Annotated in this window: 9 protein-coding genes; 5 read left to right on the top strand and 4 right to left on the bottom strand. The window is 44.6% G+C overall.

Translation table 11 applies throughout. The annotated features are described in order from the left end of the window. The 5 genes from BP74_RS12035 (at window position 1) to galA (ending at window position 9,931) form a co-directional block, all read left to right on the top strand. Window positions 1-1,629 carry a RagB/SusD family nutrient uptake outer membrane protein gene (locus BP74_RS12035; RefSeq protein ID WP_496374418.1) on the top strand — a complete coding sequence of 543 codons (1,629 nt, stop codon included), beginning with the start codon at window positions 1-3 and terminating at the stop codon, window positions 1,627-1,629. A 20-nt stretch (window positions 1,630-1,649) separates the two neighbouring features. Beyond that, entirely contained in the window at window positions 1,650-2,480 is an 831-nt protein-coding gene (locus tag BP74_RS12030; RefSeq protein WP_496374416.1) for a SusE domain-containing protein, read from the top strand. Window positions 2,481-2,500: 20 nt separating this feature from the next. Next, window positions 2,501-3,868, top strand: a complete 1,368-nt coding sequence (locus BP74_RS12025; RefSeq protein ID WP_496374414.1) for a SusE domain-containing protein — start codon at window positions 2,501-2,503, stop codon at window positions 3,866-3,868. A 122-nt stretch (window positions 3,869-3,990) separates the two neighbouring features. Further along, window positions 3,991-6,525 carry a glycoside hydrolase 5 family protein gene (locus BP74_RS12020; protein ID WP_496374412.1) on the top strand — a complete coding sequence of 845 codons (2,535 nt, stop codon included), beginning with the start codon at window positions 3,991-3,993 and terminating at the stop codon, window positions 6,523-6,525. 22 nt (window positions 6,526-6,547) lie between these two features. Then, window positions 6,548-9,931 carry a beta-galactosidase GalA gene (gene galA, locus BP74_RS12015; RefSeq protein WP_496374410.1) on the top strand — a complete coding sequence of 1,128 codons (3,384 nt, stop codon included), beginning with the start codon at window positions 6,548-6,550 and terminating at the stop codon, window positions 9,929-9,931. Between the two features lie 278 nt (window positions 9,932-10,209). On the opposite strand, the gene BP74_RS12010 is transcribed toward galA, so the two are convergent. The 4 genes from BP74_RS12010 to BP74_RS11995 form a co-directional block, all read right to left on the bottom strand. Next, entirely contained in the window at window positions 10,210-11,913 is a 1,704-nt protein-coding gene (locus tag BP74_RS12010) for a PKD domain-containing protein (RefSeq protein ID WP_496374408.1), read from the bottom strand. A 213-nt stretch (window positions 11,914-12,126) separates the two neighbouring features. Beyond that, complete coding sequence (locus tag BP74_RS12005; protein ID WP_496374406.1) at window positions 12,127-12,729, bottom strand: HD domain-containing protein; 603 nt, start codon at window positions 12,727-12,729, stop codon at window positions 12,127-12,129. 229 nt (window positions 12,730-12,958) lie between these two features. Beyond that, window positions 12,959-13,180 (bottom strand): nuclear transport factor 2 family protein, encoded by a 222-nt coding sequence (locus BP74_RS12000; protein WP_496374404.1) that lies wholly within the window; start codon window positions 13,178-13,180, stop codon window positions 12,959-12,961. Between the two features lie 91 nt (window positions 13,181-13,271). Then, entirely contained in the window at window positions 13,272-14,942 is a 1,671-nt protein-coding gene (locus BP74_RS11995; protein WP_496374402.1) for an amidase, read from the bottom strand. Window positions 14,943-15,009: the final 67 nt, after the last annotated feature.

Genomic DNA, 15,009 nt, shown 5'->3' with positions numbered 1-15,009 from the left:
ATGAAATTCAGAACAATAAATCATTTTATCATCGGCTGTTTGGTAGCTGCGGGAATTACTTCCTGTGCCAAAAAGCTGGATGTATATCCAAAGAACGATCTTACACCCGCTACCACTTATTCTACCCCTGCAGGTTATAAAAGTGTGTTGGCTAAGGTTTATGCAGGGTTAGCCTCAACAGGAAATGCAGGACCTGCAGGAGCTTCTGACATCCAGGGACTCGATGAGGGTTCTCAATCCCCGTTCATTCGTGGGTTCTTTAATGCACAGGAATTGCCTACAGATGAGGCTATTGTTTCCTGGGACGACCAAACCATTAAAGATTTTCACGGTTTGAAATGGACCAGCTCAGATCCATTCCTGCTGGGATTATATTCAAGGCTGGTGTATAATGTAACGATCTCCAATGAATATTTAAGAGAAGCAACAGATGACAAGCTGGCTTCCCGTAATATCAGTGGCACTGATGCAGCAGACATTAAAAAGTCAAGAGCTGAAGTACGCTTCCTGAGAGCGTTCAATTATTGGGCAATGGTAGACCTGTTTGGAAAGTCAACCTTTGTTACGGATTCCAATGCTGTAGGCACTACACTCCCAAGGGAGATCAGCCGTAAAGATCTTTTTACCTATATAGACAAAGAACTGGAAGCCATAGACGGGGAGCTTGCTCCGGCCAAAACTATAGAGTATGGCCGTGTTGACCAGGCTGCAGCATGGGCTTTAAGAGCCAGGATGTACCTGAATGCCCCGGTTTACCTGGGATTTTCAACCGAAGATGCGCAGGCCATTCCTTATTATACCAAGGCGATCACCTATTCTAAAAAAGTGATTGGTGCGGGATATGATCTTGTTTCCGGTTATCCTAAGCTGTTTATGGCGGATAATGACAAGCAAAAGAAAGAGATCATTTATGCCATCAATTGTGATGGGTTACGTACTCAATCTTATGGAAACACTTCATTTTTAGTACATGCCCCATCTGGTGATGATCATAATGATTATGGTGTAGCAGGTGGATGGTATGGTTACAGGACTACTTCAGCTTTTGCTGATTTGTTTGCTGACCAGACCGGAGGTACAGATCAAAGAGCCATGTTCACCAACCTTTCCAGCAGAACTATCAATAACGTTGGTGATTATATGCAGGGCATCCATATTAAAAAGTTCAGGAATATCCGTTCAGATGGTGGTGCCGTATCAGATGCCCAGGGCAATTTTGCCGACATTGATTTCCCGGTGTTCCGCGTGGCTGAGATGTACCTGATCTATGCGGAAGCAGTGTTGCGTCATGGCACTGGCGGAGATGAAGCTACTGCCCTTACTTATTTGAATAAGTTACGTTTCAGGGCTTATGGTGACAGCTATGGTCCTGCGAATGTAGGCCAGTTGAAAGCTGCTGACCTGAATCTTAAATTGATATTAGACGAAAGAGGACGCGAGTTGTATTGGGAAGGTCACCGTCGTACGGACCTTGTACGGTACAACCTGTTAACTACAAGTGCTTATGTATGGCCATGGAAAGGAGGCGTTTCTTCCGGAACAGCAGTTGATCCAAAGTATAACATCTTTCCGATTCCTGCCACCGTTCGTACTGCTAATCCGAATCTGACTCAAAACACTGGTTATTAATTTTAAAATTGTCTATTAATATGAAAAATAGATTGCTTATACTATTCTCGCTTTCCTTATTGATCCTTGTGTCGTGCAAGAAGGACGAGAAAAAAGATTATTACGAGGGAGGAACGGCGCCGAAGCTAACAGCTAATGTTAGCAACACCATTCCTCTTTCCTATACCGCAAAAGATAATGAAGCGCTTACGCTTTCCTGGACCAATCCCAATTACATGTTTACCACGGGAGTGAGTTCACAGGATGTGAGTTATATGATCGAGTTTGACACTGTAGGTGCCAATTTTACCAGCCCTCAAAAGCAAACGGTAGTTGTGAGTAACGATTTAACTAAAACCTTTACTCAAAACCAGATCAATGATTTCCTGTTGAACCAAATGGACCTGAAGGTGGACAAACCACATAATATTGAGATCAGGGTAAAATCCACGTTGGGTAATAATTCTGCCGCTTTAGCTTCTAATGTATTGACTTATAAGGTTACTCCGTTTTCCATTCCTCCCAAGGTAGCTCCTCCAACTGCAGGAACATTGTGGTTGACCGGGGATGCAACACCGGCAGGTTGGGCGAATCCTTTAGCTGACCCCTATTTAACCTCGCAACAGTTTACTATGGTATCACCTACAGAATACGAAATTACCCTTGACCTTCCGGGTGGTGGTAATTATAAACTGATCCAGGAAAATGGCCAATGGGGTTCTCAATACCATATGATCACGGGTGGAACATGGCAGTCTGGTGATTTTGAGAAAAAGGATTCTGATCCCGGCTTCCCTGGCCCTCCTACGGCGGGAAAGTATAAGATCAAGGTAGATTTTCAAAAAGGAAAATATACTGTAACCAAGTTATAACCTCAAACTAGAGAAATTTTATGAGATCAATATTCAACCTTATTCTATTAATGACGGGCGCAGGCATGTTGTTGACAGCCTGCAATAAGGTGGGTGACCTGCCTTATTACGGCAACGGTACCGCCCCCACGCTTTCAGCTTCGGTTACTACGGTGGCCCCGGCACCAGCAGATTCGCTGAAACAAGTATTAACACTATCCTGGACATCTCCCAATTATGGTACTTCTGCTAAAAACATGAAGTACACCATTCAGATAGATTCTACAGGCAAGAATTTTTCAAAGCCAGGTGTTATCGTTGTTGATAGCAGTCTTAGCCGCGCAGTACTGGCAAAAGAACTGAACGATATTTTGCTGGCAAAAGGGTATGCATTTAATGCACCAGTTGACATGGATGTGAGAATTATATCATCTTATGCCAATAATAATGAGCGGTTAACTTCTAACACGCTTAAGATCAAAATGACACCTTACAAGGTGCCACCAAAAGTTGTTCCTCCTACAACCAATACCCTGTTTATTGTTGGTGATGCAACAGCGGGCGGCTGGGGCAACCCGGTTCCTTTGCCTGCACAGCAATTTACCAAGATTGATGAAACCACCTACGAGGGTACTTTCTACCTGAATGGAGGTAAGCAATACCTGGTTGTTACCAAGAATGGTGAGTGGGCTAAATATTCAGTTGCCAACAATTCTGTCCCGGGATTAAGTGCGGGTGGTGCCTTTGGTGCTGAGTTGAGTGATAACTTTCCTGCACCTGCAGCAACGGGTTTTTATAAAATTCGTCTTGACTTTCAAAGCGGGTTATTTACTGTGACACCGGCTAAGCCCTGGGCTGTAATGTATGTACCTGGCGATTACCAGGGATGGACACCAGCTACTGCATCCCAATTAGGTTCTCCGGGTGCTGATGGCAAATTTGAAGGATATGTATATTTCCCTGCAGGGGGTTCGTTTGAATTCAAGCTGACAAACACTCCTGACTGGAGCAGTGCATTGGGAGATGCTGGCAGTGGTACGCTTAGCCCAAGTGGTGGAAATTTGAAAGTTCCTTCTGAAGGTTATTACCGTATCCTGGCCAATACCAATGACAACACCTGGTCAGCTACAAAGACAAGCTGGAGCATGATTGGTGATTTCAACGGATGGGGCAGTGATGCTGACATGACCTATGATGCAGGTAGCAAAACATGGTCTGGTACCATCAATGTTGCCGCTGACGGAGCATTTAAATTCAGGGCTAACCACAGTTGGGACCTGAACCTGGGTGATAACGGTGCTGATGGTAGCCTGGAACCAGGAGGTGATAATATTGCCATAAAAGCAGGTTCACATACCATAACGCTTTACCTGAATAACGCAGGTTACTTTACGTATAAAATTCAATAAACCAAATTGGTTACCTTTTATAAAACGCTTCCCTTACAGGAAGCGTTTTTTTATATCCCTACCTCATGTGAGCTGTTTTTATGCATTACTTTCAACTAATATTCAAAGACTATAAAACAGGGATGAAAAGAAAAAGATTGCAAACCTGGATCAGTGCAGTGTTATTGCTAATAGATATCCTGGTTGGCCAGAACGGGATGGCGCAAACGAAAAGAAACATGGTATATGTTGATAAAGGAGGTGTCATCAGGTGGACAAATACAAAGAAGGAAGCTGCTTTTTTTGGTGTGAACTACACCGTTCCTTTTGCTTATGGCTACAGGTCGCACAAGACCCTGGGCAAAGACCTGGAAAAGGCGATCGATGCGGATGTTTACCATATGTCGCGATTAGGGCTTGATGCATTCCGTGTGCATATCTGGGATGTGGAATTGTCTGATTCATCAGGCAACCTTCAAAACAATGAACACCTGCGCTTGTTTGATTACCTCTTACAAAAACTGGAAGACAGGAATATCAAAATACTATTGACGCCCATTGCCTTCTGGGGCAATGGCTATCCAGAGAAAGATGAAAAGACAAATGGGTTTTCTTCCCTGTATGGAAAACAAAATGCAGTAGTGGTGGAAGCTGCCATCAGGGCGCAGGAAAATTATTTGCAGCAACTCTTTACACACGTTAATCCCTACACGAAAAAAAGCTATAAGGACGATCCCAATATTATTGCAGCAGAAATCAATAATGAACCACATCACTCAGGCTCCAGGGAAAGAGCTACAGAATATATTAACCGGTTAACCAAGGCCTTAAAAAGTACAGGTTGGACTAAGCCTGTTTTTTATAATATCAGTGAGTCACCTGCCTATGCCGGTGCCGTGACCAAGGCAAATGTTGATGGACATAGCTTTCAATGGTATCCCACTGGCCTGGTGGCAGGACATGAACAAAAAGGAAACTACCTGCCCAATGTGGACCAATACTTTATACCCTTTGCTGATTCATTGCCAGCTTTTAAAAGCCGTGCAAAGATGGTGTATGAATTTGATGCCGCCGACATCCTGCAGGGTAATATGTATCCTGCCATGGCCCGAAGCTTCAGGACAGTAGGCTTTCAATGGGCCACACAGTTTGCCTATGATCCAATGGCCACTGCCTATGCCAATACGGAATACCAGACGCATTACCTCAATCTTGCCTATACACCTTCCAAGGCCATAAGCTTGCTCATTGCTTCCAAAGCATTTCACTCGCTCCCCAGGTTAAAAAGCTATGGCGGTTATCCTGCAGATACAATGTTTGGCTCTTTCAGGGTCAGTTATCGCAACGAGTTGAGCGAAATGAATTCGACCAGTGAGTTTTATTATTCCAACACTACCACCACCCAGCCAGTGAGCCCGGAAAAATTACAACACATCGCTGGCGCAGGCTCTTCGCCAGTTGTTCATTATGAAGGAACAGGTGCTTATTTTTTGGACAGGATGAATAATGGTAACTGGAGATTGGAAGTTATGCCTGATGCATTAACTGTAAATGATCCCTTTGAAAAAGCTTCTCCAAAAAAAGAGGTGGTGAAGATCAACTGGAAGGCGCAGAAGATGCAATTTTTTTTGCCAGGCAAAATGGATGCTTATCATTTAATTGATGTCAATACAGGCAAGGAATTGGTAAAAAATGATGATAGCTATTATGTTAGTCCAGGTGTTTACGTGCTTACCAACAAAGATAAAGATTCATCATTTCAGGGCATATCCAAAGAATTCTATGCACCTGCTGCATCTGTTACAACACCCATACTCATCCACCAGCCACTGGAAGAAGTAACGGCCGGTAAGAGTTTTACTATCAGTGCCATCATTGCAGGCATCGAATCCGGAAAAGTTTCCCTCGAGTTAAGAAATACTTCCAATCAATGGAAAACGATCGGCCTGCAAAGTGGAGGGGGTTATACCTACAGTGCTGTAGTTCCTTCCGAAATGGCGACACCAGGCTTATTGAACTACCGCATTATGGTTCGTGAGAATGGAACCGTTTATACCTTTCCTGGTGCTTATAAGGGAGACCCCTATGCCTGGGATAATGTGGCTAGTGAAAGCTGGCAGACCTTTGTGACTGCAGCCAATGCGCCACTGTTGCTTTTTGATGCAACGACCGGCAGGCAGCGCACCAATGTGTATAATAACGACTGGAGGAATAACAAGGTAGCATTGGTGCCTGGTGCTGAACCCCGGCAACTGGCTTTGCAAACCACATTGGGTGGCACCAATCAATTGATAGGATGGCAGTATTATTATGGAGACAAAATCAACGGCAGAAGAGATGACCTTCCCCTGTTCACCAAATTAGTTGTAAAAGCAAGATCATCCCGTGAATTACCATTTACACTAAGCCTTATTACCGCGGATGCGCAGGCTTTTTCTGCTACTGCGAAAGCAGGTAAAGAATTTACAGAGATCGAGATCCCACTCAACCTGTTGCAACAAGATTCCATGCTGCTCTTACCAAGGCCTTACCCGGGTTTTCAGCCCCTTTGGTTCCGTGCTGCTTCCCGCAAGCCATTTGATAGTAAGGATATTGAAAAACTGCAAGTTCGCTTTAGCAGGGAAGGCCAGCCCGATGGCGATGTCACGCTGGAAATAGCATCTGTTTGGTTACAATAGGTAAAGAATTAAATAAGTTACTATGAAGATCGTTTTTGCTCTTGTGTTATCAATTCTCTGCATGTCTGCTGATGCCCAACGCAGGCATATCAATTTTGATGATAACTGGAAATTCCATTTGGGATCGGCGTCAGATCCTGCCAAAGATTTTAACTATAGCATATCCACTATTTTTTCCAAAACAGGAGCGGCCTCAGGGACTGCTATAGATCCGAAGTTCAACGACTCGGGCTGGCGTCAACTTCAACTGCCGCACGACTGGGCCGTTGAACTGCCATTTACCAATTCCTCCAGTTTCGATGTGATGGCCCACGGCTACAAACCTGTTGGGGGCTTATTTCCCGAGATGAGCATTGGATGGTATCGCAAAATATTCCAGGTTTCAAAGGCAGATTCTGGTCATCGTTTTCAATTGCAGTTCGATGGCATTTACCGCAATGCGGAAGTATGGATCAATGGGTTTTACCTCGGGAATAACAAAAGCGGCTACATGGGTTTCTCCTTTGATATTACTGATTACCTCCATTACACAAAAGAAAATGTTTTAGTGGTAAGGGTTGATGCCACGCAATATGAAGGATGGTTCTATGAAGGGGCGGGCATGTATCGACATGTATGGCTAAACCAATATAATAATATGCATATAGCCACTGACGGGGTATATACACATGCAGTAGTATCAACTGCAAAAGCGGCAGTTACTATTGAAACTACTGTACAAAATCAAAACCTTTCTGTAGCAGATGCCTCTGTACTAACGTATATCACTGATCGCTCTGGCAAAAGATTAACCTGGTCAAATGAACAACCCCTTTCCCTGGGTGTCAATAGTGATAAGACCATTCATCAAAATATAAGCCTTAGTGCTCCGCATATTTGGTCCCTTGAAGATCCCTACCTCTACCGGGTGGTTTCTTTGGTAAAGCAAAAAGGAAAGATTGTAGATAGTGTCGTGCAACGCTTTGGAATGCGCACTGTTGACATCAAACCAAATGGTGTATTCCTTAACGGGAAACATATCAAGATCTATGGTACCAACAATCACCAGGACCATGCTGGTGTAGGCAGTGCCCTGCCCGACTATCTGCAATACTACCGGGTGCGCTTACTAAAACAAATGGGTTCCAATGCCATCCGCACCAGTCATAACCCGCCAACGCCCGAGCTATTGGATGCCTGTGATAGCCTGGGCATGCTGGTACTGGACGAGAATCGTTTGCTGAATAGCAGCCCGGAATACCTGGGCCAGTTTGAGCGCCTCTTGCGCCGTGACAGAAGCCGTACCTGTGTATTCTTATGGTCTATAGGAAATGAAGAAGGTTGGGTGCAGACGCAGGATGTAGGAAGGCGCATTGCTCAATCCCTGCTTGCGCTTCAAACAGCAATGGACCCAAAACGCAAAAGCACCTATGCTGCGGATGTGGCCAATGTATTCCATGGCATCAACGAAGTGATCCCGGTAAGAGGTTTTAATTACCGCCACAAAGGTGTGGCTGATTACCATAAAGATCATCCCACGCAGCCCATTATCGGCACCGAGATGGGTAGCACAGTAACTACGCGTGGCATTTATACTAGAGATACCATCAATGCCTATGTGCCAGACCAGGATATTACGGCTCCCTGGTGGGCCAGTACAGCAGAGGCCTGGTGGTCGCTTGCAGGTCCCAATGATTTCTGGCTGGGAGGCTTTGTTTGGACAGGCTTTGATTACCGCGGAGAACCTACGCCCTACCAATGGCCCAATATCAGCTCACATTTTGGTATCATGGACGTATGTGGCTTCCCTAAAAATATCTATTATTATTACCAATCCTGGTGGACTGATAAGGATGTACTTCATATCTCACCACATTGGAACTGGAAGGGCAGGGAAGGCCAACCTATTGATGTATGGGTGAATAGCAATGCCGATAATGTGGAACTGTTCCTGAATGGTAAAACGCTTGGAAAGAAGAACATGCCCCGCAACAGCCATTTGCAGTGGACCGTACCTTATGAACCCGGCACTCTTGAAGCCATTGCTTACAAAAAGGGAAAGAAACTTACGACTAAGGTTGAAACTACCAGTGAGCCAGTGGAAGTTGTGGTAAGTCCCTATAAAACCACTATGCTGGCTGATGGGAAGGATGCCACGGTCATCAATATCAGCGTGGTAGACAAGCAAGGCCGTGAAGTTCCGGATGCCAATCACCTGATTCATTTTTCTGTTAAAGGGGATGCCAGGATCATTGGCGTTGGCAATGGAGATCCGAGTAGTCATGAGCGGGATAAATATGAAGACACTGCTGCGCAAAGACATTTATTCAATGGACATTGCCAGGTGATCCTGCAATCCGGCAAAGAAGAAAGCACGATTCATTTTGAAGCCAGGGCGGATGGCCTGTACACTGGTGCTACTGATATCATGACTATTCATCCCGGCACGCCTCACCCTGTTTCTACATCAGGGAATTTATTTCCTGTACAACCATTCACGGGCAGGCAAGTTGACAAGATGCTTGGTGCAGATATTTCTTTCCTGCCCCAGCTGGAAGACAGGGGAATGAAGTTCTATGATACTGACGGGCAGCAAAAAGATGCTGTGAAAATCCTTAAGGATCATGGCTTCAACTATATCCGGCTGAGAATATTCAATGATCCGGCAAGGGATAGTGGCTACTCGCCTAAAAAAGGTTTTTGCGACCTGCAACATACCATGGCCATGTCCAAACGTATTAAGGCTGCCGGCATGAAGCTCCTGCTTGATTTTCATTACAGCGATTACTGGGCCGATCCGCAAAAGCAATTCAAACCCGCTTCCTGGAGAGGTCAATCCTTCCAGCAGTTACAAAAATCTGTGTATGACTATACCAAAATGGTCATACAATCATTAAAGAAGCAGGGCACAACGCCTGACATGGTGCAGGTGGGCAACGAGATCAACCATGGTATGATCTGGCCCGAAGGAAGCATCGCTAACCTGGATAGCCTGGCCCAATTGATCCATGCCGGCATCAATGGGGTAAAGGCAGTGGCACCTTCCACCTGCATCATGCTGCATGTGGCGCTGGGTGGACAAAATGATGAAAGCCGTTTCTTTTATGACAATATGATAGCCCGCGGCATTCCATTCGATGTGATCGGGCTTTCTTACTATCCAAAATGGCACAATACCCTGGCCGACCTGGAATATAATATCAATGACCTGGCAAACCACTATAAAAAAGATGTGGTCATAGTGGAATATTCAGCGCTCAAAAAAGAAGTGGCTGATATTGCATTCAATGTTGCCGGAGGCCGTGGAAAAGGCACCTGTATCTGGGAGCCGCTCAATACCTGGGAAGCCATATTCGACAAACAGGGAAAAGCAACTCCTTTTCTTTCCGTGTTTGATGAATTAAGCAGGCAGTACCTGGGAAAGTAATGAAAGGTTGAAAAGTTGATGGGTTTATAAGGGGGAAGAGTCCTGAGTCAATAGTCTGTAGTCGGTAGCCAGTGAACCACAGTGGCAGGGAGGCACGGAGAAGCACAGAGAGAATTATCCAGGGTATTGAGCTGGTTATTGCTAATCAATCTAATAATAGTCAGCATAGCAACATGCTCTTCGTCGTTAAGTCGTTTGACAATAACACATGAAAAGTGCTATAATAATGTCTGTTTGACCTAATGAACCATAAACAATAAACCAGAAACCATAAACGGCTATTTTTTGGTAAACGCTGCACTCACCACCTTTGTCCCAACCTGTACCACCAATGAATAAATTCCTGCTGGAAGTCCACTCAGATCAAGGCTCCAGGTGTTGGCACCGGGAATCACATTTTTGATCCAGGACTTGACCAGCACCCCATTGGAGTTGAAAATCAGCACCCTTACTTCCTGCTCTTTGGTGGATTGGTATAGCACGTGTAATATGGTTTCCACCGGGTTGGGTGATAGTTGCACTATAGGTGTTGCGATTTCGGCATTCACTGTGATCGTTTTGCAAACTCTTGTCTCGCATCCCTGGTCTGTAAGAATGGTAAGACATATACGGTAATTTCCCGCAGCATCATATTCATGTGTGGTCACCTGGCCATCACCGGAATGCCCATCACCAAAATTCCATCGCCAGCTGATGACATGATCTGTAGGATTGGTAACACTAAAACCTTTGAACAGGACCTTTTTTGCTCCAACAGTTGATACAGACATATAGCCACCACATATATCTGATTGTTGTCCTGTTATTTCAACAATACGACATTTTTGCGCCATGCACCCTCCATCATACCACACCTTTACACAAAGCTCGTAACGCCCCGGACCCGGGTATTCATGAACCATGGCCAATTGTCCTTCCCTGGTCGGGTGATCAAGATAAATGCAGGTATCATTACCATCACCAAAGTTCCAGCAGATCTTTAGCGGCACTTTGTTGTTATCTGTTTCCGCGTAAAACTTCTGCTCCCTGCCATTTGACGAAGCACCTTTTATGCCAACAGAACAGGCATCAGGCGGAGGCGCTGGTAATTCAGCCAGGGTTACCTGGTGGCAATATCTTGCCTCACAGCCGCCGTCAAATAATACGGCAACACAGGCATCGTAATTACCAGCATGTGCGTAAACATGTGAGACAGTAAATGGCTTATCGGTTCCCTGGGGATATTCAATACAGGTATCCTTTCCGTCGCCGAACTTCCAGCAAAGGCGTACAGGCTTTTTATCATTACTGATCACGGGATGGGCTATGAATTGGAGCCCTAACCTGTTGGATGCAATCTTTTCAGTTTTGTATTCAATACGACAGCTGTCTTCCCTGGTAACCTTTATCTCGTGGCAATTATCTGCCTTGCAGCCTCCCTGGTATTGAACCTTTACACAAACTGTATAGGCTCCTTTTTCTTTATAGTGATGGTAAACCGCGTAATTATGTGATTCCGCCGGGTTGTATTGAATACAGGTATCGGTATGATCTCCAAAGTTCCAGCAGATCAGTTCAGGCCTGTGGTCACCTGATGTGTTGATTTGGGCAACAAACAGTTTGGTAAGTGAATCATTGGTTTTGCCCACTTCAAACCCTGCTTTGCAATCGGTAGTTGTTTCAGAAATGCGCACCTCCTGGCAATGATCGGCTGTTGCTATAGAATCATGATCCCCGGTATAGGCATAAATCAGCAGGCATATTTTATACACCCCATTGGCGGTGTAACTGTGTTGTGTACCTGCAGAACCTGCAGTGACAGTTCCTGTGCCATCTCCAAAATTCCAAAAGGCCTTCCTGGTTGCTGTGCTGCTGAACTGGGACGTATTTGTAATGGTGATGGTGCGGTTGGAGCCCATAGCAATGCTGAAGCTGGCAATGTCCTGTGCTTTGGTAAACAGGAAACTGTTTAATACAGCCAGTAGCAGGTAAAAAGGTCTCATAAATAGTTTTTAAGGAGATACTGTTCCCACAAAATCCAGCGAAGGTTAAGACAGGATACCGGTGCAATGGTTTAACAAAGTTTCTACTATTTGTTCAATTCCCTTTTGATGAGTTTTAAATATAGTTTAAAAGTTTATAGGTTGACATGTTGACAAGGGAAGAAAGCCCATCTTAAAAAAGTAAGTATTAAAGTAAAACTTACATTTTACATATCAAATATCCTTCTGTTTTTCAATAACGAAAGTTATCAGATCCTCCAATTGAATATCCGCCCTGCTTGCAGCATCATTGATATCTTCCCTACTCACCTGGGCGGCAAATGATGGTGTCTTTAATTTCTTTTGAATGCTTTTTACATCCATGCCTTCATAACGGTTGGGTCGTATCAGTGCGGCGGCATGTATAAAACCCGATAGCTCGTCAATGGCATAGATCATTTTATCCATAGTGCTTTCTGGTTCCACTCCAAAATGACGCGGACCATGAGAAGCAATACATTGAATAATGGAAGGATCAATATTTCTTCTTTCCAGTTCTTCAATGATGACACGGCAATGATCATTGGGAAATTTCTCCCAATCCGCATCATGCAGCAACCCTGCCAGCCACCATTTATAGGCTTCTGTTTCCGGCAAGCCTTCTTTTTCCAGGGCCCAGGCCTGCATCACCGCAGCCACTTGTTTCATGTGCAGCCGCAAACGTTCATTCTCCACCCAACTATATAACAGGTCCAGGGCTTCTTCTTTAGATAATACGTTTCCCTTATTGGCTGCATTACCAAAACTTGCCCTGCCCAGAGGTTGAATTGCTTCCATGAATTAAAGATAGAGAGTAGAAAAAGAAAAATACCTGTGATTAGCCCGCCTACCTGCCAAGCATAAAGTATATCATTGGAATGTCTATTGAGTTTCGATATCCATTCTCTTTAATAAGCCTTCTTGTAAAGCATAAATATGTTTAACTGTACCTTCAAAAATTATATTGCCATGTAAGTCCTTAACTTTTTGATGAACAATAACTTCTAAAGTACCGTTTTGCCTTTCATTAATGGATAGGTTGTACATCCGGATTTATTTCTGTCCATTGTCTTGTCCAATATGCCCTTATTTCATCGTGTCCCCTCACATATCCTCCTTCAAACGCTTTTGGCCATTCAACTTCCGGGTGTATGGTTGAAAGCGCCTTATTTATATCCCGTGCATTGAAGGCAGCATAGGCTTTCTTAATTAAGTCTTCATTATGAGAAGCCATAAAGATTTTTTTCAAAGTTAGTTGTTGACTGCTGGCCTAACATTTAAGTAAGTTCTCAGCTGCTCGCATAGATCTTTCCTAATGGCATGCCTGAGCTTCTATTGAATTAGTTTGTAAATAAGAGCGGATGCTGCTGTTCATAATGGGTTATCTGCTGAAATTTTTTGGCGAATGCAGCAATTATGGCCTCACTGTATAATTTACCACCTATAAAAGTGATGCTGGGAGGTGCTGTTCCGGCAGCACCGTTACCAGCCGGTAGTGTGATGCAGGGATTGCCTGTAAGACAGGTTAGCGCCATGGGCTCATCTGCCATGCTCGGCACAATGATAATATCATACCTGCTCAATAGGGGAAACGACTGCTGCATAACCATGTACCGCAACCGGGAAACGGTAAGGTATTCAACCGCCGGAATAAACCTTGCACTCCTCAACATATTCGGGTAGCGGCTTTGCCATTGCTGTACCATTTCGCTATCCTTCCCTGATCTTGTGAGCGGATCGAAAGCTGCAGCTGATTCAGCCGCCCATATGGTTGTAAGCAGGTCATTGGTATGTAAGTTGGATGGGAAGTCGATAGCCGTAACCTGCACTCCTGCATTTTTCAATGTTTTTATCACCGCTTTTTCTGCGCTGTTGACGGGCAGTGTATCAATGTAGTTTTTGGCATATGCTACTTTGATCTTTTTCAGATCCACTGAACCTGTATAATTAAACGGCATTGTTCTGGATGCATGGTCATATGCATCACTACCATGTATATAGGCAAATACTATGGCAGCATCTTCGGCATTGCGGCAGATCGGCCCGATACGGTCCGAGGTCCAGGCGAGGGTCATGCCCCCGGTTCGGGATACACTTCCAAATGTAGGCCGCAGCCCGGTTGCGCCACATACAGCAGAAGGAGCTACTATAGAGCCGTAGGTTTCTGTACCAATGGCGAATGGCACCAGGCCCGCAACAGTTGCCGAAGCCGAGCCCGCAGAGGAGCCGTTAGAACCTTGTTGTAAGTTCCAGGGATTTTTTGTTTGCCCGCCAAACCAAATATCATCCATCGCAAGCTCTCCCATGGATAGTTTGGCAATCAATACCGCGCCGGCCTTTTCCAGTTGCTGGTACACAAAAGCATCTTCATCTATTACCTGGTTTTTAAAAGGTGGTGTGCCATAGGTGGTTCGGGTGCCCTTTACGGCAAACAGGTCTTTTAATCCATAAGGTATACCCTGCAGCGCACTTTTATCAATTCCTTGTGCAAAGGCTGCATCGGCACGTTTAGCCTGCTCCATGGCTATTGCTTCCGTAAGACTGATCACACAATGCAAGGTGTCGCCATATTTTTTCAAACGGTTTATAAAAAACCGGCTTAACTGAACCGAAGTCATTTTATGATGCCTGAGCAACGATGCCAACTGGGGGATAGTGTAAAAGGCTAACTGGTTGGTATCAGCAGGCATTGCAACACGTTCAGGAATATTCCAGGTAACGGGTTGTTGTTTGGTATTAAATGTCATTCCTGGCAATACAGGATCAAACCAGTTGGGTAGGGGAACACTATTGGGTAAATTGAAGCCATGGAGGTATTGATAAAGTTTCAGGTTGGCGTTCAATTGGTTTACCAAGGAATCTCTCTTGGCATCCGTAAAATGCAGATCATACATTTTCTCGGTATGTATAATTTCGTTCACCGAAACTTCCTGTGCAGCAATAGTTGATGTCAGCACCAAAAATGAACTAAAGCCAATTATAGTTTGAATCAGCCTGGATAGATTTTGCATGCATACAAATTAATGATTTTCAGTATCACCCAATACCGTCATTGTCAACCTTCCCTTTATTACATTG

It is taken from the genome of Flavisolibacter ginsengiterrae DSM 18136 (assembly GCF_059568575.1).
This window is presented reverse-complemented; position numbering and strand designations above follow the sequence as displayed.

Bases quoted from the DNA above. Each gene is read 5' to 3' on its own strand.
- BP74_RS12035 (WP_496374418.1), top strand. From the start codon at position 1: ATGAAATTCAGAACAATAAATCATTTTATCATCGGCTGTTTGGTAGCT.
- BP74_RS12030 (WP_496374416.1), top strand. From the start codon at position 1,650: ATGAAAAATAGATTGCTTATACTATTCTCGCTTTCCTTATTGATCCTT.
- BP74_RS12025 (WP_496374414.1), top strand. From the start codon at position 2,501: ATGAGATCAATATTCAACCTTATTCTATTAATGACGGGCGCAGGCATG.
- BP74_RS12020 (WP_496374412.1), top strand. From the start codon at position 3,991: ATGAAAAGAAAAAGATTGCAAACCTGGATCAGTGCAGTGTTATTGCTA.
- galA (WP_496374410.1), top strand. From the start codon at position 6,548: ATGAAGATCGTTTTTGCTCTTGTGTTATCAATTCTCTGCATGTCTGCT.
- BP74_RS12010 (WP_496374408.1), bottom strand. From the start codon at position 11,913: ATGAGACCTTTTTACCTGCTACTGGCTGTATTAAACAGTTTCCTGTTT.
- BP74_RS12005 (WP_496374406.1), bottom strand. From the start codon at position 12,729: ATGGAAGCAATTCAACCTCTGGGCAGGGCAAGTTTTGGTAATGCAGCC.
- BP74_RS11995 (WP_496374402.1), bottom strand. From the start codon at position 14,942: ATGCAAAATCTATCCAGGCTGATTCAAACTATAATTGGCTTTAGTTCA.